The organism is Klebsiella sp. CN_Kp073, assembly GCF_040065495.2.
GTDB lineage: Bacteria > Pseudomonadota > Gammaproteobacteria > Enterobacterales > Enterobacteriaceae > Klebsiella > Klebsiella aerogenes.
In genome coordinates, this window is record NZ_CM198051.1 from 3,912,691 (window position 1) to 3,934,696 (window position 22,006).

Sequence of the window (22,006 nt, forward strand, 5' to 3'; positions counted from 1 at the left end):
GGCATTTCATTTCCACATACAGCTCGCCAGCGCCTTCTCCATCAAACCGCGAGCGATTTCATGGATTGTGGGAGCCACACCAATTCCTGACTGCTTACGTTGCTGATCCTGAATTTTTCGAATCGCCTGTATCTGTTCTTCACTAAGCAACACAGGCTTTACTGACTGTTTTGACATAACCACCCCCTGATATTTATACAGTCATTATAATTTCACATAATGAAATGATCACTGTTTGCATTGCAATTAGTGAAAGAATAAATTCGATCGTTATCAGAAAGGAAATTGATTGTTTTATAGACTTTTGTGGAGTACTTAACGAAGATTGCGTAATGACTTGTCGCCGCTGAGTCTCAACTTAACAAGGAAGACCTGATGCCCTTACCCGAACGTTTTAAGCCAGCCAAGATAAATCGCCAGAAACTTAAAGAACTAACGGACGCAGCCGAAGAAATGCTGTCGCGAATTGATAGCGGCGCCGACGAAGATGATGAAGGGCTAAAAGCGATGATTGATGACTGGAACAGGCAGGTCGTTAATCCGTATGAATTCTCTGATTTCCGTGACTTTTCCTCATGGACCGACGCAAAGAACTTTACCCGGATGGCATTTAATCAGGAGAAATACGTTGCGGATTTAACTTGGGATGAACTCGTTCAGATAATTAGTTTCGTGTGCAATGCTGAAGGCAAGGAATCGGAACAAAGCTACGCGCTGGGATTGCTGGAGAAAAACTTTGATGCCAATCCGTCCGATCTCATCTACTGGCCTAATGAATGGTTCCAGGATGAAGACATGCTTCATGTAGATTTGACGCCTGAAGAAATAGCCGGATACCTGATGGCAAGATCTGGCCGGCTTCTAAGCGATGCGCCACAAATCGACCTGAGATACCCGCTACCTCCCGGCGCAGCAAGTTAACGCTAAGGGCTATCAACCCTGATGTGCCTATACATAGCCAGAACACGTCAAACCAGCCTATAGATAGGCAGGACACACTGTTCCTGCCATACATAGCCAGAACAAACCGTTTCTGCCTATAAATAAAATATGGGCATTTTGATGAGACTTTTGATTTTACATATAGCGTTGAAACTGCCACGCAGCGATGGCCACCAGCATGAAAAGGACGACTAGGTTTTGTTTCAAGCTAAACATACAACCTCGGTACAGGTGGCCAAAATCAGTTAATCACTACAGACTGATTGATGAATCACTGATCATTCATCAGGATATGCGAAATCCATATGCCAGGATAGGATGACTCCTAAAAACCACCTACCGTCAACATCATCATTATCTGAGATGAGTTTATCAATGGAGATTTTGCTCGTCACTAGCATGAGGATTTTGACATTAAGGTGTGCGATAACTAACTCAGAGTAAAATGGAGCTCAAATGGCTGTGGCAGCAAAAGATCAAAGTTTAAAGTCTATAAGAGTGGGATTTTATACAAGTTCTGAGAACATTCGCACGAATAACAAAGGGTTAACTGCAGAAGCCTTTAATGTTCTGTATACCAAGTGTTCAAAAGATCTCAAGATGACTCACCACGCTGACTTTGGCGAAAGAGAACTTAAAATTCATTTCCTTGCCGTATCACCCGAAGATGGCTCCTACTTCGGTTTTATGTCACGGAGAAGGAAAAGCGCCACATTAGCATATATTACTGATACTGAGTGGGTTGAAGAAAAGATCCCTCTGGCAGGAGCAAAGTCTCTTTCCGAGCGTACATACTTCATCTACTACCCCCAGATAGACATTTTAGTATTGTCCTTAAACCACTTAGGTCCTCGTCATAGTGACCTAGCTTTCCTGCTTTTCAATTCCAGTACTAACGGTACCCCGGTTTCTTTTGAAGCCATCTGGAAAGAAGAAAGCATTAAAGAACTACTTGAAACTGGATCTAACCTAAGAAGCTGTGAGATCTCTATAGCAATCCCAAGAAATTTCAATGCTGCACAGTACAATCTCGATGGCATGTTCGCCAATCAGATGATTGAGATGATAAAAGGTACTAGTTCAAGCCACCTTACGCTTTCGCTTCGCGGGCATTCCCCGTTAAAACGAAAAGCCAAAGGATGGCTTGAAGATGACGTCAAAAAAAGCCTAAAGGAAATGCTTGAAAAGTTCCCTGGCGGCGATGGTCGCTTGACATTTGAGAAAGCTGATGTTGTCGCCCAAGGCGATAAAAAGAAGAAAAGCCTTGTAGATGAAGTACTTACAGTAAGGAAAATGGTTCCTATTCAAACTGATGGATATCCGATCGATATCGACGTTAAAAATGCTATGCTACAAGCGAAAAATGACAACCTAAAGTATCTAACTCAGTACTATTTGGTTAGTCAACCTTAATAGGACAAGATTATGGGAGCGCGGACATTGTTTGCTATCAAGTCGTTGTTTGCTCTAGCAATGGCCATTTTTGGGGCTAGGTTTCTTCACGACCTTGATCACAACGCTGTCATTTCAGCGGCTGGCGCTCTTTCGACTATTTCTGGGGTTCTTTTTGGTTTCGTTTTGGCTTCAGTCACTATCCTAAGTAGTTTCGACAGTTCAAAGGGAATCATTGGCGCTTTAAAAAGCAACGGCGTATTAAAAGGAATTATCGGAGGTCTTTTCGGGACGGGCACTACACTGATAGCAGCCTGTCTATCAGCAATGGTATCCATGTTTGCCCCTGTAGTTAGCAACTTAGCTTTAGACTATTATGCTCTATTGCTCGCAGGTGCGTACTTGATAATCTCAATGGTTAGTTTTTTCTTTAATTGGCAGTCTTTATCAAAAATAATAGGCTATATGTAGTTTTTATAAAATTCGTGCTTTGGGTTTTATTTCCCTATAATATATAGTGAGTTACGAATAAATTTTCTGCTATGAGTCCTTTCAGCGACCAGGGATGAATTTTGAAGTCCCTGTGTTTAATGGCGTCTGTTTCCTCTCTGGCTGAATATGCAAATCATAGCGGTGGCTTTGCTGATACGTTTTCAGCCAAACTGCTATCCAAAAGCAATCACGCCCAACCAGAAAGTAGCCTCTCCGTTACCTTCCGAATTACAGGGCTGCGCTACCGCCTGGCGGGGCATAGCCATGTTCATACCTTTTCCTGTTGTTCTGGTCTGTGGGTCGGCCACCAGCCGCCCGTATACAGAAATCTGTGCTGTCACGTTTAGCACTTTTGTTAAAATATCTCGGTCTCGGTGTTTTTTACTTAATAAGCGTTCTGATTATTTGAGTAATCGAATAAATAACCAAAAGCTCAGCAGATACCAGAACATATGCAACATAACCTCGCCTTGCCCAACTGGAATGAAAGAAATCTCCGGCATGATGCTGAATGCGGATCACGATCCAAGTTCCAACACCACATAGTGCCGGAGCTATAAACAACGTGAGGAGCCATATGCCTATATCCAGACCATTCCTGACGATGTAAGCCAGCGGAACAGCAAAAAGAAAAGTTAATGCTGTATTTCCTAACAGTATGTCTTTAACCGTGTTTTCTACTAATTTCTGTACATTTTCGTTCATTACATCCCCTGGTCGTCAATTTGGTATACATAACAGAAATAATGTTGATTCAGCCGGCCTTTCTCTCGGTTCACTGCCTGCCAAGTAAAAGCCCCATTCCTCTGGTGTTGGTTCAAAATCGCCATTTGTTGGTTCAGTGTTGGTTCAATAAGAAGATAAAAATCCTTATAAAATAATGAGCTTAATTTACTGAACCAACCGAACCAACTGAACCAACACCTAAACTACACACATGAAAGAATGCTTTTACTCTGGCTGGTCATCGTCCGGCAGATACTGCAGGACATAAACCCGAATCTGTCGCCCATCAATGCGCGGTGACTTTCTCTGGAAACCACGGCCTGAAGTCGGTGGCGTCAGCATTCCTGCTTTCTTCAGTACCTCCGCAAACTGACGAGGGTTAAAGCCGCGAGCAATCTCCCCTTCGAAGGCTGCCGGGAAGGTGTAGAACACCATTGGGTCAGACTCGTGCCCCCCTTTCTGCCGGTATCCCGCCATGTTGGAGATGGGAAGGCTGCTCGGGTCATACGGGAACGGTGCAAAGCGGCTCATCCCGTAGGCGTTCAGGAATGCCTCCGTCTGCTCGATAATTTGCTGATGTTCTTTGTTCCCAGTGCCAAATTCACGCAGCCAGGCGTTATAGCTGTACTGAATAGCATCCCGACACGTCTGCTCATCCCAGCCAGTGATCACCTGACCTAACAATAGTGCGGCTTCCAGAATGGCAAACCGGGCACCGACTCGGTGAACCTGCTCTCCGTAATCAGACGGGATCAGGCTACGCCAGCGCTCTTCCGCTGCCCTGACGGCGCTTACCGCCTCGTGCTGGTGGTCCGCCAGCCACTTCACCCACTCACGCCCGGCCACTCCATGATGACGCTGGTATGCATCCTTGAGAGCATCGGCATGATGTTTACCATTGGCATGCTCATGGAAGCGTACTGCCCGACGCATCGGAATATTCAGCAAGCGAACCAGTTGGCCCGCTTTAGCCTTACGACCTGCACTGGCAATGAAGGTTTCCAGATCCATCTCACCAGTACTGATTGCTACAGTACGCCAGCGTTTCAGATCACGGTTCCCTCCTTCCTTCGCGCCCTGAAGCTTACCCGTGCCATTAAAAAGCGCGTAGGCAGATTTGTAGACCTCCACCGGATCAGCCCCCTGGCCGATTTCGTCTAGTGGCATCAGCGCGTCATTATGTGCGGCAGCTTCATTCGCCAGCCCCAGCGCAGTACCGTACCAGGTGAGACGCAGCATGTCAGGATTTCCGTAAAGACTGGATGCCACATTAGCAGTGGTAGTCTTACCCGCGCTCGACTGTTCGTAGAGGTGGATACCGAATCCATCAGCACCAGCAAGGCCAATCAGCGGGGCTGCCAATGCTGCGGCCACACCAGTCATCATCGAGTAATTACCAAAGGCAAGACGTCCAACGCTCTCCCGCCAGCTATCAATAGTACCGCTGGTAGTGTAACCGGATGCTGCAGAACTTCGCCCGTTAAACAGCACCGGCTGCTCTGGAGTACCAATGATCTCGCCATCCGGCATGATGTAGGCGCCACACTGCCAGCCCGTAGCATGCGCAATGCGCCATACCTCTCCATTGGCGCAGCTCTGTAGCCAGTCGGCCAACGTTGCACGTAACCCACTTTTGGTTGTGACGTTTACCCCGCCGGCCTTGAGAGTTCGCCAGCCCTCACGCTCACCAATATCAGCAAGTGGTATTGCCTGGACAGTATCCCCCCTCGAGCCGAATGGCCGCCAGCGCAGGATCAGATACCGGGTTTTACTGTCATCTATGCCAGTGCCTATGACCTCCAGAGCAGAACACAGCCAGCTTTCACGGGTAGTGATTTCCCCGGTATCTTTGTCTGATTTGGGTTCAACCCAGTACACACCATCAATACGGCTTTGGATATGAGGTCGAAGAGATTCAGGTTTTGATGCGTCCTTCTTCCCTCCGTTGATCACTTGCAGTTTCGCGGACACTTCAGGCTCCTGCGGTTGATACATCGAATTCTTAAACGCCGCTGTAGCGGCTTCTAGGCCATGCTGCTGGTGGTAGTCGTTCCAGTCAGCTTTATGGTCACTAGGTGGAAGTGCTACAAATCCCGTTACTGTCGTAGCTGCTTTCTCTGCGGCCTCCTTACCGGTATTGGGCTCGTCCGGCTTGATGTCGTTATCAGCGGCAATGACGACCTGTGCATGTGGATACTTCCGGCGCATCACCTGCGCTACTGGCAGCAGGTTCCCGGCGTCAATGGCAACCACAGCCAGCGCGTCAGGGCACATCAGGTGAACAGAAAGGACGGTAGCCACCCCCTCACCAATAATCACCATCTCCGGTGAATGAGCTGAGTTAATGACGTGATAAGAGCCTTTCTTCGCTGAACCGGTCAGCAGGCGTTTTTCTCCCTCTACCGCAATAGTCTGTGCGGCCGCATCCTCGCCGAACTCATTCACCAACACCAATAACAGAGCACCGCCTGGCAAGATCGGATAGGTAAACCCGGGCAACCCCTTGCCAGCCAAGTAAGCGGATTCACCAGGTTGCGCCTGCGCTGCCAGCGCCGCCAGCTTAGAAGAGAAGCGGGCTGCGCGAGCAGCCTGTTCTTCGGCCTGCTGCTGCGCCAGCGCCGCCCGGCGTTCAGCCTGTTCCTGCTGTTGCAGGGAATTGTCGTTACTGGCTGGAGTATGGAGGGTGTGTACATTCATCCCCAGTGCGTCGGCAACCAACTGCGCGGCACGGGTGGTGTCGCAGCTGTTAACCTTCTTCACCAACTCCAGCCCGTCACCAGCACCACAGGAGTTACAGAAGTGAGCCCCGCGCCCGTCGTCATCGAAGCGAAAGCGATCCTTACCACCACAAGCCGGGCAGGCCACCTGCGCCCGTGGTGAAGCGGGGACATCAATCCCCATCAGCGAAAGCACGTCCGGCCAACGCCCGCGGGCTGCCTCAGATACTTGGCGGATAACATCAATGTTTCGCATCGCCATACCCCACATGGTCAATAACATTAGCAATGTGATTAACCAGCATGCCCCATTTGACGATCCCGTAATCAGAGAGATTTCCGTTTGGCTCGAGCCATAAATCAAACTCAGCACTAAGAGTTAGCTTCCAGTTGTCTTTGTGTACTGTCTGCATAACCGGAAACAGAAATGCGCAAATTAAATCCGTTACATCTGACGGTCTTAACACAGATTCAACAGTATGTCCTTCAACCGTATTGATGGTCACCATATCCGATCCAGTAGTATCCAGATTGTGGAGCCAAACAGCCCCAGCAACCTTTGCTGTCTGCTCACCGAGCTCTGTGCTGATGGCTAAATCAGCCTGTTCCGACAATGTACTTTCAGGTTTATCGTTCATTTGGTTTTCCCCAACAACCGGCAATGGCACTCTGCATTAGCTGCTGTATCAGTTAACGCTTGAGCCAGCGGCATTAGTTCCATCAGCATTCCGCCAATATCCCGAAAATCACTCGCTGTCGGCTCATAAACACCATTATCAATATCACCTGCATAAAACATCAGCTTACCGACTGCTGCGACCCCGTTAAGGATGCTGTCAGCAGCGCATTCTGCGCGAGCAGACAATTTCATAAGCTCGTCTTTTTCTGTATCCGGGAAACTAACCCGTACAAAGTCGTTATAAATACTCATGCTCTGCTCTCCGCATCAATATTGGTGACATCAACAATTGTTAAAACGGCGCTCAGCCAGTGATAAATATCCTCTTGTTGATCACCATCAACGGCAGGCAGCAAGTTAGTCATCACGTGAACAAGACCGTTGTGCGCGCGGGTCATACGTTCAGACGTGCGTTCGGCAAGAGTGAAACTTTCTGGATAAGGTTGCGGATGACCCAGCATAGCTTCGGCTTCCACATCTGACGGATGAAGATTCAGGCTCATTGCGCCACCTCCGGTAGTGCGTGACCTTCCAGCAGGCTGTGTAAGTCCCGGGCGTACACTTCGAAGAGAGAGATAAGGGCGGACAGGTATTCATCCCGGTTGTCAGCATTGCCTTTCAGCACTTCATCCATTAGCAATGCCAATGAAATGAGAGTTGCCGAACGCTCTTTAGGATCGATGGGGATATCGTAGGTTTTAATCATGTCGCGCCCCCTGCACAGAGATACGACCAGCGAAGAAACAGACGTGATCACGCACCAGAGCACGACGGGCATCACGCTCAGTCTGAGCAGCAACACGGTGGAGAACAGGTTTGATTTTCGGACAATCGCGGCGAATAGCGGCGATAATCCAGATGTATTGCGGATTTTGGGTAGGGGTAGTAGCCAACATGCGGCAGCCTCCTTGTACTGGGATTTAATCCCACCACCGGAAACGCCAATTTCACTGGTGGTGAGCTGAACAGGGTTGGCGTAACCGGCGTACAAGGTAACCGGCGCGGATTGCTCCGCCCCCATCCAGCCCACCATTATTTTATTAGCGACACGGGCTATAGCCATATCACTGAAAAAATGGTGTGAAGATGCGAGGACACAAAAAAAGACGCTAGGCGCGTCATGTGTCGCCTTGTACTTTACCAGGACGCCAATCCTGACACCAGATTTTGCTGGTGCGCTATAACCATAGACCGGGATGGCGTGTAACATCAAGCCCTTTTTTATGGACTCTAAAAACTCATTACTTAAGGTGTGATGAAGCTCGCGCGTACTGGTCGCGAAAGTCCATGCAGCGCGACTGTCAGAGGCAGCAATACAATTCATCACCTCAGCGATACGGGGAAAATATTTCCCCTTATCAGCAAATCGTAAGCTAAGTTTTGCTAAGGTTTTAAAGCCTGAGTATGGAAACATCAGGCCCGCCAGAGAGAGGTTTTTGCCCTGGGTGGCGGTAATCATGGCTTCACCTCCACGTACTCCTTCATGAAACGCTCAATGGACTGCACGCACGGAAATTGGTAGCCCTCGCGGTAGAACGTCACGCGATTGTGCGCTACAGCCGTCACGCTCACTATCTGGCCGTGAGCGTCGCGATAGACGTGGTTTGGCAGCGGTGAGTTGGTGGGCTTATTCATCGTTATCCCCCAGACGTTTAGCCAGCCAGCGCTGTGAAAGGCGGGTTAATTCCGCTTTGCGCTGGCCGTACTCCATACCCATATCGATCAATGTGATGTTGGTACTCTCCAGGTAGCTGAGATGCTCCAGTTGTCCGGCGCTCATGCTATCGCGAGGCTCGCCTTCGATACTGTTCGCCTGCGCCCACTGCTTAGCGGTCACACCACCCAAAACAATGCGGGCGATCATGTTGCTCTCGTTACTGTAGTGGCGGCCTTGCGTCTCTTTACCCTGTTCTGCGCGGGCAGCATCCAGAGCAGCGCACATCGGCTTAAAGAGGTTGGCGGCACCAATGCGGGCTTTGAGGTACCGGCGATACTTCGCGGCGATTTCCGGCGCACTCAGCTGTAACGCTTCCTCGCACTGGATGAAATAACGGCGAACGGCGCGGCCCTGTTCGTTGCGCTCAACCATTGCCACCTCTTTAGCCATATCCAGCGAGAGAAGGTAATCATGCTCGATTTGTTGACGAAATTTTGAGCTCGCCCGTTTTGGTGAGCTCAAATTTTCAACACGGATGTAGTCAGCCCCGGCTACAAACCCATACTGGTCGATGCGACCTTTAATCCAGTTGGTAAAGTCACGACCCACACCCAGCACTTTATGCAAAGCTCGGGCGCTCGCAATATTGGTTTCACGCCCACCAATCTGACCAGCAATAACAGGGACAATAGCGGCAAAATCGTTACCGTTAATTACGCTGTGGTTAATATCAGGTTGAGGGGTGGCCTCAGAATTGAATCTGCTTTTTTCGATTTTCATTTTGTCGGCTCCGTTATGCAGCGGTGAGGTTATCCGGGTAGAGGTTCAGAATGTCGACGATATCCTGCTTAGAAAGCCCGCTATGATGATTGACGGCAGCCATATGGTTGACGTACTGAATAACCTTCAAAACGTCATCACGGCAGGCAAAGCGGTAACGTAGATGAGCACCAATGCCATCCGGGTTCTTCTGCTCGATGCGCTCTAGGTTAATATCAAGGCGGCGTTCAACCTCAGTGGCATAATTCCGGCCAGAGGAAAGTTGGCAGTAACGCAGAATGTCGTTTTCAGTCCATCCCTCAACACCAGTACGCAGCATATAAACACGAGCTCGATGCTTTTTCGGGGTGCGGCGTGACTCTTGAATGGAACGTGCTGGTGGCGTAACATCAGATCCGCGAATATCTGTGTTAGCCGCCTGCAGCCCGAGGCGGTTTTCTTTTTGCATCAGGCCACCTCACCACGCGACTCAGTGATGCGCTGATGAATCCATTCGTCAATTTCACTTTCAATGAATGCGATTGAGCGTGAGCCAATTTTAATTGCGGCGGGAAAACGCTGCTCGCTCATAAGACGATACAACCAAGCCTTACTGTAGCCAGTGCGCTTTTGTACTTCAGAGAATCTAATTAGCGATTGAGACATATTTACCTCGTAACGTCTATTGCGGTTTACGAGATAAATGATGGCATGAAAAACATGTATTTTTTCATACCCTCAAGCATGAGGGGTATTAATGAATAAATTACCCTAAGGGTTTAGAGTGTTTTTTCATTTTAAAGCCCAACTACCCTAGGGGCTCCTACAAAAGTACCCTCAGGGGTAGAGTAACTAAGCTCAAAGAGCCCTGAGGGTAAGGCTCTCACCCTCGCTTGATAGGGCACGCAACTAGCTCAATAGATTCTGCCTGACGGCTAGTAAATCCCATCCCCTCTAGTTCTTGCTTGATGGATGCCTGATTGGCACGTGTAGCCCTATCATTCTCATGATCATATTTCGACCACTCTTTATTTCTTATTTGTATGGCCAAAAAAAGCGGATCGTCCTCTCTATATTTTTTTATGAGAATCGGACGTTCGCTTTCAAGTTTACGAACTTGCCTTTTAAGCGAATCAATTTCCATGCGTAACATTTCAACATCAGCCTCGCTCAAAGGCTTGCTATCCGTAGTATCTGGAATGCTTGGCGTTATTTTGTCTAATGGAATAGACAAATCCATACCTAGCTTTTCTGCTAATGTCTTTAAATCTGAGCGCCTAAAACCATACACATCAAAATGAGGTGCCGACCAATGATCCCTGCTTCCCCAACCAGCCATCATTATCTCCTTAATTGTTCGTTAGAATGGAATATCTGAGTCGTCAAAATCCAAAGGAGGTTCACTCGCAGTAGGCCGAGCTATTTCGAGCGTAGGTGTAACTTCAGGCATATATCCCTCTTCACGTATAGCTTTAAGGAGAGATGTTAAAGATGGATCTCCATCATAATGATTATCAGTATCTGTTTGCTCAATAGTACCAGCTATGCCCTGCTTAACCCATTCAGGAAGATCGCCATTAGCTTCTTCTATATAAAGAAAATCTGCAATTTGAGATTCACTGACATGCGGTTGATGCAAGCGAATACGCGTAACCAATTCTCTCAAGCTAACAAATTCACTTTCTCTCGCTTTAAGCACTTCAGCGATATCTAACATAACGCCACCTCACGCCCTCTGATTTTGGCGGCTATGTCAGCCCGCAGAGGTGTACGGGTTTTCGGGGATCAGCCTAGACATAGCCTATTCTTTGTTCGTCTACCTAAGTCTACTATCGTCTGTATATACTGTCTATGCATCCAGTCAGGCACGTTTCACGAACGAGCCATGCACCACATTTTCACCGTTCTCAAGCACCGCCATATAGTCGGCATACCACTGGAGCATTTCCCGCCGGCCGTCCAGATACTGAGCGTGGTTGTATGTCCCGCGGATTGAATTCTTATCGACGTGAGCCAACTGCGTTTCAATCCAGGCGGTGTTATATCCCTGTTCATGGAGGATGGTACTCATGGTGTGGCGGAAGCCGTGCCCGGTCGCTTTACCGTCATAACCGATTCGTTTAATCACCTGGTTAATGCTGGCCTCACTCATTGGCTTACCGGCATCATTCCGTCCAGGGAAAACATACTTCCCTCGCCCGGTAAGCTGGTGGATTTCTTCAAGCAGTTCGCGAACCTGAGTTGAGATAGGAACGAGATGTGGCCGCCGCATCTTCATTCGCTCTGCAGGGATATTCCAGATCCCCTTATCGAAGTCGATATCAACCCATTCAGAAGCACGGAGCTCAATTGTCCTGAGCCCAGTAAGCATAAGCAGGCGGGTAGCATTTCGAGTCACCACGCTGCCGCTATAGTCGTTCAGAGCTCGCAGAAAGTCAGGTATTTGTTCAACCGATAAATGAGGGAAGTGTTTTTGCTTTGGTGCTTTTAGAGTACTGGCGAGATCGACCACGGGATTATGTTCTGCTCTACCGGTGATGACAGCATAGGTGAAGATCTGCCGGCAGGCTTGACGTGTCTTTTTGAGCTTATCAAGTACTCCACGTTGTTCCATCTTGCGAAGAACAGCCAACATATCAACGGGCTTAATATCAGTGATCGACCGGGAGCCAATATAAGGAAAAATATCTTTTCTCAGATACTCCAGGATGTCGCTGGCATAGCCTGCTGACCAGTTCATCGATTTATGCTCATGCCATTCCAGCGCCAGTCTCTCAAAGCTATTTGATACGGCCATCGCCTTAGCATGTTTTTTTTCCTGCTTTTCCTGTCCCGGGTCACCACCAGCAGCCAGTACTTTTTTAGCCTCTGCTCGTTTTTGACGTGCATCGGCCAACGAGACGTCAGGGTATACACCTAAAGCCAACGACTTTTCTTTACCTGCGACCCGGTACTTCAGCCGCCAGTATCGAGAGCCGTTGGGGTTCACCAAGAGGTAAAGGCCACCGCCATCAGACAGTTTATAGGGTTTGTCCTTAGCTTTGGATGTATCGACCTGGCGGGCTGTGAGCTTCACTTGGGGGTATCTCATTTCATTGAACAGGAATCTACCCCCAAATGTACCCCCACATGAATGTGGATTTCAATAGACCATAGTAGACGTTGAGATAATGAGATATTGGCGTATGCCGCGTGGATGCTGGTTTTAGTAGACTTCAGGAGACGTTAAGATAAGTGAGTATGGCACGCCCTACAGGATTCGAACCTGTGACCTACGGCTTAGAAGGCCGTTGCTCTATCCAGCTGAGCTAAGGGCGCACTGAGAAGCGGGAGCTTCGGGAGGTGCAATCGCGTGAAATTATACGGTCAACCTCCGGTGAGTCAATGCATTTTGCCGGGAAAAGACAGTAGCATAGCGAGCTTGTCGATTATTAACGCGATGTCTGGTTAAGGATTGTTCGCCCCACTCGTTGGCGACTCGTCCATTACGTCGCTATAGCGCGGGAAAATAGCCTGTTTTCCTCCGCCCCGCGGCGGAAAACCGATAAAAACGCAAACGATAACTGACAGCGGGGCTGGCTTCTGACAAAATATCCACATCCCCCTTTCGTAAAGTGACAGATGGAATCCTCTCTCTGATGGCAGCAAAAATTATTGACGGTAAAACGATTGCGCAGCAGGTGCGCTCTGAGGTCGCGGAAAAAGTGAAGGCGCGCGTAGCGGCCGGAAAACGCGCCCCCGGGCTCGCCGTTGTGCTGGTCGGCAGCAACCCTGCATCGCAGATTTATGTCGGCAGCAAACGCAAGGCATGTGAAGAGGTGGGCTTCGTCTCCCGCTCTTACGATCTCCCGGAAACCACCAGCGAAGCTGAGCTGCTGGAACTTATCGACACGCTTAATGCCGATAACACTATCGACGGCATTCTGGTGCAGCTGCCGCTGCCTGCCGGCATCGACAATGTTAAAGTCCTTGAGCGCATTGCCCCGGACAAAGACGTCGACGGCTTCCATCCGTACAACGTTGGTCGCCTGTGTCAACGTGCGCCGCGTCTGCGTCCTTGTACGCCGCGCGGCATTGTTACCCTGCTTGAGCGCTACAATATCGATACTTATGGCCTCAACGCGGTGGTGATTGGCGCTTCTAACATCGTCGGCCGTCCGATGAGCATGGAGCTGCTGCTGGCGGGCTGCACTACTACCGTCACCCACCGCTTTACCAAAAACCTGCGCCACCACGTCGAAAATGCCGATCTGCTGATTGTCGCGGTCGGTAAACCGGGCTTTATTCCGGGTGAATGGATTAAAGAAGGCGCCATCGTGGTGGACGTCGGCATTAACCGTCTGGAAAGCGGCAAAGTGGTCGGCGACGTGGTGTTTGAAGACGCGGCGGAACGCGCCTCCTACATTACGCCCGTGCCGGGCGGCGTCGGCCCGATGACCGTAGCGACCCTCATTCAGAATACGCTGCAGGCGTGCGAAGAGTATCACGACATTCAGGAGGCCTAAGATGGCGAATTTTTCTCTGGGCAAACACCCGCATGTTGAACTGTGCGACCTGCTGAAGCTGGAAGGCTGGAGCGAAAGCGGCGCGCAGGCCAAAATCTTCATCGCCGAAGGGCTGGTGAAAGTCGACGGCGCGGTGGAAACCCGCAAACGCTGTAAAATCGTCGCCGGGCAAACGGTGACCTTTGACGGTCAAAGCATTACCGTTATCGCCTAATCCTTTCTGGCGCCGGTCCCGGCGCCAGCGCTCTCCCGCAGGAAAATCAGAATAATGCGGGGATGTAATCCTCAAATACCCCACGGATAATAGGCTTTTATTTGTAGAATATAAGCTAATGCCAACTATCGTCACTCATGCCGCCGTTCCGCTGTGTCTGGGGTTAGGGCTGGGATGCAAAATCATTCCCCCTCGCCTGCTGCTGGCTGGCGTGGCGTTGGGCATTTCTTAGTATCTGTCTCTTATCCCATAGCCTGCTCGATGCCATCACCGATGGTGGTAAAGGCGTCGGCTGGCTGTGGCCCTGCTCCGATCAACGCTTCTTCCTGCCCTGGCAGGTGATTAAAGTGGTGCCATTCGCGCTATCGCGTTATGCCACGCCTTATGGCCATCAGGTGATCCTCTCCGAGCTGCAGTGGGTCTGGCTGCCGGGAAGCGCACTGGCGCTACTACTCTGGCTATATCGTCAATCTATTCAACGTTAGGGATTAACATGTATAAAACGACCATCCTTGCCGCTGCAGCACTGCTGGCGGTTTCGTGCCCGATTCACGCCGAGGATCATACAAACGCCTATGCCGTCTCTTCGACCATTACCAGTATCGGCAGTTCGGCGCTGGTGAGCGGCATCATTCTCTCTCCAGTCCTGCTCCCCGCCGCACTGATTACCGCTTCTGTCGACAAAAATAAAGAGCAGAAAACCGCGCTGTTGACCACCAAAGACCCTAAACAGAACACCGTCAAAATGGTGCTGCCGCTGCAGGTGGTGGAAGAGGCGGATCTCAAAACCGGGGACAAGCTGACGCTGGAGAAAGCCCCGGAAGGCACCGGCGCACTGCTGAAAAAAGAAGGTAAGGTCCTGACCCATATGGTGAATCAAGAGGACGCCTCGCTCTCCGCTAACCAACCGCTGTCGGCGAAATGAAGCGCCTGGCGCTCGCCTTGTGCCTGAGCGTGGCATCAGTAAGCGCGACTGCAGCCAGCACCGATTGCGGCACGGGGTCGCCATCGGCGGAAACCATTGCCGCAACCATGCATCAGGCACAGTTGCTCAAACAACAATTAAATAGCGAACCGGAAGCGGTGGTTATTTTGGTCCGCCAGGGGCAAGATATGTCCAGCCGTGGGTTAACCTGGTCACATGCCGGCTACGCCCTACGGCAGGCCGATAACAGCTGGCGGGTTTATCATAATCTGAATACCTGCGGCACCGCGCGATCGGCGCTGTACGTCCAGGGATTATATGAGTTTCTCGCCGATGAACTGGTTAACCAGCAGATTGCGATTTTACGTCCGCGCGGCGAACTTAACGCTGCGCTACAAGCGCTTTTGCACAACCCTGTCAAACTGAACCTGTTTCACAGCCCGCGCTATAACCTGATCGCCTGGCCCTTCTCCGGGCCGTATCAAAACTCTAATGGCTGGCTGCTGGAAGTCTTTGCCCGAGCGGGCGATAGCAACATCTGGTCACGCGAGCAGGCCAGACATTGGCTCTTACAGCAGGGTTATCAACCCTCGTTAGTTAAGGTCACGATTTTCGAACGCCTTGGGGCAAAAATAGTTGCCAGCAATGTTTTTACCGACGATCAGCCGGAACAACTATTGGCAAGTGGCAAAGTAGGTTTAAACAGTGGCGATAGCGTTATTCAGTTTATTGCCCGTTACAGCCGCAACATATCCTCCTGCCTGCATCTGAATCTGCCCGAATCCGTATGCGTTTTTCAGCCTACACCACTGGAAGTCAGTCCCTAACGCAAAAAGGCCACGCAAGCGTGGCCTTTTCATTAGCAATGGCGCTTACTTACGACGCCAGGTGGTGCCCTGCGGACCATCCTCCAGCACGATACCCATCTCGTTAAGACGATCGCGCGCCGCATCCGCCGCCGCCCAGTCTTTCGCTTTACGCGCATCCAGACGCTGTTGAATAAGCCCTTCGATTTCCGCTACTTCGCCATCATCGGCCTGCGCGCCGCTCTGCAGGAAAGCGTCCGGTTCCTGTTCAAGCAGACCCAGCACCGATGAGAGCTTACGCATATGGGCCGCCAGCGCGTTCGCGGCTGCCGCGTCTTCCGTTTTCAGACGGTTTACTTCACGCGCCATATCGAACAGCACCGAGTAGGCTTCCGGGGTATTGAAGTCGTCATCCATCGCTTCGATAAAGCGCGCTTCGAAGGCTTCGCCGCCGGCAGGCTGCGCGGATTTATCGGTTCCGCGCAGCGCGGTGTACAGACGCTCCAGCGCCGAACGCGCCTGCTTGAGGTTCTCTTCGCTGTAGTTCAGCTGGCTGCGATAGTGGCCGGACATCAGGAAGTAGCGGATGGTTTCGGCATCGTAGTACTTCAGCACGTCGCGGACGGTGAAGAAGTTACCCAGCGATTTCGACATTTTCTCGCGATCGACCATCACCATTCCGGAGTGCATCCAGTAGTTGACGTATTCGCCATCGTGGGCGCAGGTCGATTGCGCGATCTCGTTTTCGTGATGCGGGAACATCAGATCCGAACCGCCGCCGTGAATATCAAAGTGATTACCCAGCTGTTTGCAGTTCATTGCCGAGCACTCAATGTGCCAGCCCGGACGCCCTTCTCCCCACGGCGACGGCCAGCTCGGCTCGCCCTCTTTCGACATCTTCCACAGGACGAAGTCCATTGGGTTACGCTTAACGTCAACCACGTCGACGCGGGCGCCCGCCTGCAGCTGGTCGAGATCCTGGCGCGACAACAGACCGTAGTTCGGGTCGGTCGGTACGTCGAACATCACGTCGCCGTTATCCGCCACATAAGCGTGACCGCGGGCGATCAGCTGCTCGGTGATTTCGATAATTTCGGCGATATGATGGGTGGCGCGCGGCTCGTTGTCCGGGCGCAGAATGTTCAGGGCGTCAAAATCTTTGTGCATTTCAGCGATCATGCGATCGACCAGCGCGACAAAGCTTTCGCCATTTTCATTAGCGCGCTTAATGATTTTATCGTCGATATCGGTAATGTTGCGCACGTACTTCAGCTTGTAACCAAGGAAGCGCAGGTAACGAGCGACAACGTCGAAAGAGACGAAGGTGCGGCCATGGCCGATATGACAGAGATCGTAAACGGTAATTCCACACACGTACATGCCAACTTCCCCGGCATGAATAGGTTTAAATTCTTCTTTTTGGCGCGTCAGTGTATTAAAAATTTTTAACATCGAAGATTCCGTGTAGACGTGTGTGGATATAAGTCGCTTATTCTAACCCTAATTCAAACCGGAAGCAGCACACATTGCAAGGTGCATCGACCCCCGCGGTTATGCTATAACAGCCACCTATGTCATACCCAACCCTGGGTTCAGCACTACAATCATCGGAACAGGATGCAAAAATGGTTACTTTCCACACCAATCATGGCGATATCGTAATCAAAACGTTTGACGACAAAGCGCCGGAAACAGTTAAAAACTTCCTGGACTACTGCCGCGAAGGTTTCTACGACAACACCATTTTCCACCGTGTTATCAATGGCTTCATGATTCAGGGCGGCGGCTTTGAGCCAGGCATGAATCAGAAAGCGACCAAATCTCCGATTCAGAACGAAGCCAACAACGGTCTGAAAAACACCCGTGGTACGCTGGCGATGGCCCGTACTCAGGCCCCGCACTCCGCCACCGCGCAGTTCTTCATCAACGTAGTAGACAACGACTTCCTGAACTTCTCTGGCGAAAGCCTGCAGGGTTGGGGCTACTGCGTCTTTGCCGAAGTGGTTGAAGGTATGGACGTGGTCGACAAAATCAAAGCGGTTGCCACCGGCCGCAGCGGCATGCACCAGGATGTGCCGAAAGAAGATGTTGTAATCAAAAGCGTCACCGTCAGCGAATAATTCGTGGCGACACTTTTTATTGCAGACCTGCATCTGCAAACAGAAGAACCGGCGATCACCGCCGGTTTTCTGCGCTTTTTAGCCGGCAGCGCCCGCGAAGCGGACGCGCTGTATATACTCGGCGACCTGTTCGAGGCCTGGATCGGCGATGACGATCCGAACCCGCTGCATCAGCAAATCGCTTCGGCAATCAAAGCCGTCGTCGACGCCGGCGTTCCCTGCTACTTCATCCACGGCAACCGCGATTTTCTCGTCGGCCAGCGCTTCGTCCGCCAGAGCGGCATGATCCTGCTCGCTGAAGAAGAGCGGCTGGACCTCTATGGCCGTGAAGTGTTGATTATGCATGGCGACACCTTATGTACCGATGACCCCGGTTACCTGGCGTTTCGCGCTAAAGTCCACACCCCGTGGATCCAACGTCTGTTTCTCGCCCTGCCGCTGTTTATCCGCCGCCGCATCGCCGCCAAAATGCGCGCCGATAGCCAAGCCGCCAACAGCAGCAAATCGATGGAAATTATGGATGTGAATCCGCAGGCGGTCGTCGACGCGATGGAGCGGCATCAGGTGCAGTGGCTGATTCACGGCCATACCCATCGCCCGGCCGTCCATGAACTCCAGGCCAACGGGCAGCCCGCGTGGCGCGTGGTTCTCGGCGCGTGGCACAGCGAAGGGTCAATGGTGAAAGTCAGCGCCGACGGCGTCGAACTTATCTATTTCCCGTTTTAATCTCCCAGGCACAATTCCGAAAACCTTCTTCTGAAGGGGGAATGACTGACGCTATCTGTTCTCCGCATGCTAGCCTTTGGCTAAATCTCACTCAAGGAACGAGTATGAAAAAATGGAACCAGCCCCTAATCTGGGGAATGATCATCGCGATCCTCAATCCGTTAGGGGTAAGCTATATCGCCTTAATCGGCGTCGCTATCGGCAACACACTGGCATTTGTCTGGTGTGCAATGCTGGCATGGGCAATTTATTTTTATGCTATTTATTTGCTCTGTACCCGGCCCCACGATGGGCGGCTGGTACAAATCTATTTACTGATCATGGGTACCCTGATGCTTCCTTGGGGGTTAGTGCTGCTTATCACCTGTATCATGAATGAGATAAAGGCAAATAAACAACGTACTTCATCGTCGGCAAGCGAGACAAAAGACGGCTAACCACGCGTACGCAACCGTTTTCCTTAGCGGGATATCGTGCTATTCTCTGTGGCCTCTAAAGCAGTGTGAAGCACACCCACAGGAGTTTTCAGACGCATGTCTTCCCGCAATAATCCGGCGCGTATCGCCATCGTGATGGGGTCCAAAAGCGACTGGGCTACCATGCAGTTCGCCGCAGAAATCCTTGATACCCTGAACGTTCCGCACCATGTTGAAGTGGTTTCCGCCCACCGTACGCCCGATAAACTGTTTAGCTTCGCCGAAAGCGCCGAAAGCAACGGTTATCAGGTGATCATCGCCGGTGCGGGCGGCGCGGCGCATTTGCCGGGCATGATTGCAGCGAAAACTCTGGTGCCGGTGCTTGGCGTGCCGGTTCAGAGCGCAGCGTTAAGCGGCGTTGACAGCCTCTACTCTATCGTTCAAATGCCGCGCGGCATCCCGGTCGGCACGCTGGCCATCGGCAAAGCCGGCGCCGCTAACGCCGCCCTGCTCGCCGCGCAAATTCTCGCCCAGCATGATGCTGAGCTGCACCAGCGCCTGAGCGCCTGGCGTCAGGCGCAAACCGATGAGGTGCTGGATAACCCGGACCCGCGAGGTGCGGCATGAAACAGGTTTGCGTCCTCGGTAACGGACAGTTAGGCCGCATGCTGCGTCAGGCCGGTGAACCGCTGGGCATCGCCGTCTGGCCGGTCGGCCTGGAAGCCGACCCGGAAGCGGTGCCGTTCCAGCAAAGCGTCATCACCGCCGAAATCGAACGCTGGCCGGAAACCGCTTTAACCCGTGAGCTGGCGCGCCATCCGGCGTTCGTTAACCGCGACGTTTTTCCGATCATCGCCGACCGCCTGACCCAGAAACAGTTGTTCGACAAACTTGGCCTCGCCACCGCGCCGTGGCAGCTACTGGCGGATAAAAGCGAGTGGCCCGCCGTGTTTGCCCGTCTGGGCGAACTGGCTATCGTCAAGCGCCGCGTTGGCGGCTACGATGGCCGCGGCCAGTGGCGTTTACGCGAGAACGAAACCACACAACTACCCGATGATAACTACGGCGAGTGTATCGTTGAGCAGGGTATTAACTTCTCCGGCGAGGTGTCGCTGGTCGGCGCCCGCGGCCGCGACGGCAGCACGGTGTTTTATCCGCTGACCCGCAACCTGCACCAGGACGGCATTCTGCGCGCCAGCGTCGCCTTCCCGCAGGCCAATGCCCGCCAGCAGGCGCAGGCGGAAAGCATGCTGACGGCGATCATGAACGAGCTCGACTACGTGGGCGTGATGGCCATGGAGTGCTTCGTCACCGCCGAGGGACTGCTGATCAACGAGCTGGCGCCGCGCGTACATAATAGCGGCCACTGGACGCAGAACGGCGCTTCCATTAGCCAGTTTGAACTGCACCTGCGCGCCATTACCGATCTACCGCTGCCGCCACCGGTGGTCAACAGCCCGTCGGTGATGATCAATCTGATCGGCAGCGATCTGAACTACGACTGGCTAAAACTGCCGCTGGTGCATCTGCACTGGTACGACAAAGAGGTTCGTCCGGGGCGTAAAGTCGGCCACCTGAATCTGACCGACAGCGATACCGATCGCCTGAGCGCCACGCTGGAAGCGCTGAAACCGCTCCTGCCAGCCGAATACGCCAGCGGTGTTTTCTGGGCGCAATCGCAGCTTAATTAAGCCATTCGTGCCGGGGATTTGATCTATCCCCTTCCCCGGCACGCCCTTCGGCGCGTAGAATCCCCACCTCGCAGTAAGCACATCTGGTTTTAACTCAAAAGGACGACCCATGGAAAATGGGAGACACTATCGCGCCATCCTCAGCGCGGATACGCCGCTTATCGACGTCCGCGCACCGGTGGAATTTCAGCAAAGCGCGATGCCCGCGGCGATTAACCTACCGCTGATGAACGATGACGAACGCGCCGCCGTCGGCACCTGTTACAAGCGCCAGGGGCCGGAAGCGGCATTAGCCCTCGGCCATAAGCTGGTCGATGGCGACCTGCGAGCCAGCCGTCTCAAGGCGTGGCTGGAGGCCTGCGCCCGCTATCCGCAGGGCTATCTGTGCTGCGCCCGCGGCGGCCAGCGCTCGCATATCGTGCAGCAGTGGCTGCGGGAAGCTGGCGTCGATTATCCGCTGATTGTCGGCGGCTACAAAGCGCTACGCCAGGCGGCAATACAGACTACCGAGGAGCTGGTACAGCGCCCTATCGTGCTGATTGGCGGCTGCACCGGCAATGGCAAAACCCAGCTGGTTTGCTCGCGCCCGGACGGTATCGATCTTGAAGGTCACGCCCACCACCGCGGTTCGTCATTTGGCCGAACGCTACTGCAGCAACACCCGCAGGCGACGTTCGAAAACCATCTGGCGGTCACCCTGCTTAAAAAAGCTGAACAACAGACACGCTGGGTACTGGAAGATGAAGGCCATATGATCGGCGCGAACCACCTGCCGGAATGCCTGCGTATCCGCATGGCGCAATCGCCGCTGGCGGTGGTGGAAGATCCGTTTGACGTTCGTCTGGAGCGACTGCGCGAAGAGTACTTCGATCGTATGCATCGCGACTTTATTGCCGCCTATGGCGAAGAGAAAGGCTGGCAGGAATATAGCGAGTATCTGCATCACGGGCTGTTTGCCATCCGGCGTCGGCTAGGGCTACAGCGCTTTGCCCAGCTAAGCGAACTGCTCGACGCGGCGCTGTCGCAGCAGCAGCGTACCGCCAGTACCGAGGCGCACTTCGCCTGGCTGGTTCCGCTGTTAAATGAATACTACGACCCGATGTATCGCTATCAGTTGGGGAAAAAAGCCGGGAAGATTATCTTTCGCGGTAACTGGCAGGATGTCGCCGCCTGGCTGGCGAAGTAGTTCCCCAACCAGACGGCTTCCCGGGTAGCGGCTGGCGCCTTACCGGGGCTACT

28 protein-coding genes, 1 tRNA gene and 2 pseudogenes are annotated in these 22,006 nt (G+C 52.2%); 13 read left to right on the plus strand and 18 right to left on the minus strand.

Annotated elements, in window-relative coordinates; translation table 11 throughout:
• Positions 1 to 6: 6 nt before the first annotated feature.
• Complete coding sequence (locus ABLV66_RS18955) at positions 7 to 177, minus strand: hypothetical protein (protein ID WP_196092792.1); 171 nt, start codon at positions 175 to 177, stop codon at positions 7 to 9.
• 198 nt (positions 178 to 375) lie between these two features.
• On the opposite strand from ABLV66_RS18955, the gene ABLV66_RS18960 reads away from it, so the two are divergent.
• Both ABLV66_RS18960 and ABLV66_RS18965 read left to right on the plus strand, forming a co-directional pair.
• Entirely contained in the window at positions 376 to 921 is a 546-nt protein-coding gene (locus ABLV66_RS18960; RefSeq protein ID WP_047046973.1) for a hypothetical protein, read from the plus strand.
• A 477-nt stretch (positions 922 to 1,398) separates the two neighbouring features.
• Entirely contained in the window at positions 1,399 to 2,355 is a 957-nt protein-coding gene (locus tag ABLV66_RS18965) for a hypothetical protein (protein WP_029497057.1), read from the plus strand.
• 98 nt (positions 2,356 to 2,453) lie between these two features.
• Here the strand turns inward: ABLV66_RS18965 and ABLV66_RS18970 are convergent, their stop codons facing one another.
• From ABLV66_RS18970 to ABLV66_RS19045, 16 genes and pseudogenes are all read right to left on the minus strand, one after another.
• Positions 2,454 to 2,672, minus strand: a complete 219-nt coding sequence (locus ABLV66_RS18970) for a hypothetical protein (RefSeq protein ID WP_348876526.1) — start codon at positions 2,670 to 2,672, stop codon at positions 2,454 to 2,456.
• Between the two features lie 330 nt (positions 2,673 to 3,002).
• Positions 3,003 to 3,167 (minus strand): annotated as a pseudogene (locus tag ABLV66_RS18975) (single-stranded DNA-binding protein); the annotation flags it as partial.
• A 40-nt stretch (positions 3,168 to 3,207) separates the two neighbouring features.
• Positions 3,208 to 3,531 carry a hypothetical protein gene (locus ABLV66_RS18980; protein WP_348876527.1) on the minus strand — a complete coding sequence of 108 codons (324 nt, stop codon included), beginning with the start codon at positions 3,529 to 3,531 and terminating at the stop codon, positions 3,208 to 3,210.
• 246 nt (positions 3,532 to 3,777) lie between these two features.
• Positions 3,778 to 6,525: a TOPRIM and DUF927 domain-containing protein gene (locus tag ABLV66_RS18985; protein ID WP_196092790.1), complete on the minus strand. Its 2,748-nt coding sequence runs from the start codon at positions 6,523 to 6,525 to the stop codon at positions 3,778 to 3,780.
• Entirely contained in the window at positions 6,512 to 6,907 is a 396-nt protein-coding gene (locus ABLV66_RS18990; RefSeq protein ID WP_227592462.1) for a hypothetical protein, read from the minus strand. Before ABLV66_RS18990 ends, ABLV66_RS18985 begins: the two co-directional genes overlap by 14 nt.
• Positions 6,904 to 7,200, minus strand: a complete 297-nt coding sequence (locus ABLV66_RS18995; protein ID WP_196092789.1) for a ubiquinol-cytochrome C reductase — start codon at positions 7,198 to 7,200, stop codon at positions 6,904 to 6,906. Before ABLV66_RS18995 ends, ABLV66_RS18990 begins: the two co-directional genes overlap by 4 nt.
• Entirely contained in the window at positions 7,197 to 7,451 is a 255-nt protein-coding gene (locus tag ABLV66_RS19000; protein ID WP_196092788.1) for a nicotinic acetylcholine receptor subunit beta, read from the minus strand. Before ABLV66_RS19000 ends, ABLV66_RS18995 begins: the two co-directional genes overlap by 4 nt.
• Entirely contained in the window at positions 7,448 to 8,407 is a 960-nt protein-coding gene (locus ABLV66_RS19005) for an ash family protein (protein WP_512173806.1), read from the minus strand. The genes ABLV66_RS19000 and ABLV66_RS19005 overlap by 4 nt, the downstream gene beginning before the upstream one ends.
• Positions 8,404 to 8,583: a DUF4222 domain-containing protein gene (locus ABLV66_RS19010; protein ID WP_196092787.1), complete on the minus strand. Its 180-nt coding sequence runs from the start codon at positions 8,581 to 8,583 to the stop codon at positions 8,404 to 8,406. The genes ABLV66_RS19005 and ABLV66_RS19010 overlap by 4 nt, the downstream gene beginning before the upstream one ends.
• A complete protein-coding gene (locus ABLV66_RS19015) occupies positions 8,576 to 9,385 on the minus strand; it encodes an antA/AntB antirepressor family protein (RefSeq protein WP_196092786.1) in 810 nt (269 codons plus the stop codon). Before ABLV66_RS19015 ends, ABLV66_RS19010 begins: the two co-directional genes overlap by 8 nt.
• Before the next feature lie 13 nt (positions 9,386 to 9,398).
• Positions 9,399 to 9,833 (minus strand): PM1773 family protein, encoded by a 435-nt coding sequence (locus ABLV66_RS19020; protein WP_196092785.1) that lies wholly within the window; start codon positions 9,831 to 9,833, stop codon positions 9,399 to 9,401.
• Positions 9,833 to 10,030 carry a helix-turn-helix transcriptional regulator gene (locus ABLV66_RS19025; protein ID WP_196092784.1) on the minus strand — a complete coding sequence of 66 codons (198 nt, stop codon included), beginning with the start codon at positions 10,028 to 10,030 and terminating at the stop codon, positions 9,833 to 9,835. Before ABLV66_RS19025 ends, ABLV66_RS19020 begins: the two co-directional genes overlap by 1 nt.
• A 217-nt stretch (positions 10,031 to 10,247) precedes the next feature.
• The gene (locus tag ABLV66_RS19030; RefSeq protein WP_196092783.1) at positions 10,248 to 10,706 is read right to left on the minus strand and encodes a hypothetical protein; all 459 of its coding nucleotides are present in this window, start codon (positions 10,704 to 10,706) and stop codon (positions 10,248 to 10,250) included.
• Between the two features lie 18 nt (positions 10,707 to 10,724).
• Positions 10,725 to 11,081 carry a hypothetical protein gene (locus ABLV66_RS19035; RefSeq protein WP_196092782.1) on the minus strand — a complete coding sequence of 119 codons (357 nt, stop codon included), beginning with the start codon at positions 11,079 to 11,081 and terminating at the stop codon, positions 10,725 to 10,727.
• Positions 11,082 to 11,225: 144 nt separating this feature from the next.
• Positions 11,226 to 12,440 (minus strand): tyrosine-type recombinase/integrase, encoded by a 1,215-nt coding sequence (locus ABLV66_RS19040; protein WP_196092781.1) that lies wholly within the window; start codon positions 12,438 to 12,440, stop codon positions 11,226 to 11,228.
• Positions 12,441 to 12,605: 165 nt separating this feature from the next.
• Positions 12,606 to 12,682, minus strand: a tRNA-Arg gene (locus ABLV66_RS19045).
• Between the two features lie 320 nt (positions 12,683 to 13,002).
• On the opposite strand from ABLV66_RS19045, the gene folD reads away from it, so the two are divergent.
• The 5 genes and pseudogenes from folD (at position 13,003) to ABLV66_RS19070 (ending at position 15,835) form a co-directional block, all read left to right on the plus strand.
• Positions 13,003 to 13,869 carry a bifunctional methylenetetrahydrofolate dehydrogenase/methenyltetrahydrofolate cyclohydrolase FolD gene (gene folD, locus ABLV66_RS19050; protein ID WP_015367875.1) on the plus strand — a complete coding sequence of 289 codons (867 nt, stop codon included), beginning with the start codon at positions 13,003 to 13,005 and terminating at the stop codon, positions 13,867 to 13,869.
• Between the two features lies 1 nt (position 13,870).
• Positions 13,871 to 14,083 (plus strand): ribosome-associated protein YbcJ, encoded by a 213-nt coding sequence (gene ybcJ, locus ABLV66_RS19055; RefSeq protein WP_015367876.1) that lies wholly within the window; start codon positions 13,871 to 13,873, stop codon positions 14,081 to 14,083.
• A 118-nt stretch (positions 14,084 to 14,201) separates the two neighbouring features.
• Positions 14,202 to 14,568 (plus strand): annotated as a pseudogene (locus tag ABLV66_RS19060) (metal-dependent hydrolase).
• An 8-nt stretch (positions 14,569 to 14,576) separates the two neighbouring features.
• The gene (locus ABLV66_RS19065) at positions 14,577 to 15,008 is read left to right on the plus strand and encodes an STM0539 family protein (RefSeq protein WP_047049479.1); all 432 of its coding nucleotides are present in this window, start codon (positions 14,577 to 14,579) and stop codon (positions 15,006 to 15,008) included.
• The gene (locus ABLV66_RS19070) at positions 15,005 to 15,835 is read left to right on the plus strand and encodes a DUF2145 domain-containing protein (RefSeq protein WP_047049481.1); all 831 of its coding nucleotides are present in this window, start codon (positions 15,005 to 15,007) and stop codon (positions 15,833 to 15,835) included. The genes ABLV66_RS19065 and ABLV66_RS19070 overlap by 4 nt, the downstream gene beginning before the upstream one ends.
• Before the next feature lie 45 nt (positions 15,836 to 15,880).
• On the opposite strand, the gene cysS is transcribed toward ABLV66_RS19070, so the two are convergent.
• Positions 15,881 to 17,266 (minus strand): cysteine--tRNA ligase, encoded by a 1,386-nt coding sequence (gene cysS, locus ABLV66_RS19075; protein WP_045393462.1) that lies wholly within the window; start codon positions 17,264 to 17,266, stop codon positions 15,881 to 15,883.
• A 173-nt stretch (positions 17,267 to 17,439) separates the two neighbouring features.
• On the opposite strand from cysS, the gene ppiB reads away from it, so the two are divergent.
• The 6 genes from ppiB (at position 17,440) to mnmH (ending at position 21,953) form a co-directional block, all read left to right on the plus strand.
• On the plus strand, positions 17,440 to 17,934 hold the full coding sequence (gene ppiB / locus ABLV66_RS19080) for a peptidylprolyl isomerase B (RefSeq protein ID WP_015367878.1): 495 nt from the start codon (positions 17,440 to 17,442) through the stop codon (positions 17,932 to 17,934).
• A gap of 3 nt (positions 17,935 to 17,937) precedes the next feature.
• Positions 17,938 to 18,660 carry a UDP-2,3-diacylglucosamine diphosphatase gene (gene lpxH / locus ABLV66_RS19085; RefSeq protein ID WP_348876529.1) on the plus strand — a complete coding sequence of 241 codons (723 nt, stop codon included), beginning with the start codon at positions 17,938 to 17,940 and terminating at the stop codon, positions 18,658 to 18,660.
• A gap of 104 nt (positions 18,661 to 18,764) precedes the next feature.
• The gene (locus tag ABLV66_RS19090; RefSeq protein WP_045393468.1) at positions 18,765 to 19,097 is read left to right on the plus strand and encodes a hypothetical protein; all 333 of its coding nucleotides are present in this window, start codon (positions 18,765 to 18,767) and stop codon (positions 19,095 to 19,097) included.
• A 96-nt stretch (positions 19,098 to 19,193) separates the two neighbouring features.
• Positions 19,194 to 19,703, plus strand: coding sequence for a 5-(carboxyamino)imidazole ribonucleotide mutase (gene purE / locus ABLV66_RS19095; RefSeq protein ID WP_015367880.1), 510 nt, complete (start codon positions 19,194 to 19,196; stop codon positions 19,701 to 19,703).
• Positions 19,700 to 20,767 (plus strand): 5-(carboxyamino)imidazole ribonucleotide synthase, encoded by a 1,068-nt coding sequence (gene purK / locus ABLV66_RS19100; protein ID WP_049060698.1) that lies wholly within the window; start codon positions 19,700 to 19,702, stop codon positions 20,765 to 20,767. The genes purE and purK overlap by 4 nt, the downstream gene beginning before the upstream one ends.
• Positions 20,768 to 20,876: 109 nt before the next feature.
• On the plus strand, positions 20,877 to 21,953 hold the full coding sequence (mnmH, locus tag ABLV66_RS19105) for a tRNA 2-selenouridine(34) synthase MnmH (RefSeq protein ID WP_047049489.1): 1,077 nt from the start codon (positions 20,877 to 20,879) through the stop codon (positions 21,951 to 21,953).
• The last annotated feature ends 53 nt before the right edge of the window (positions 21,954 to 22,006 follow it).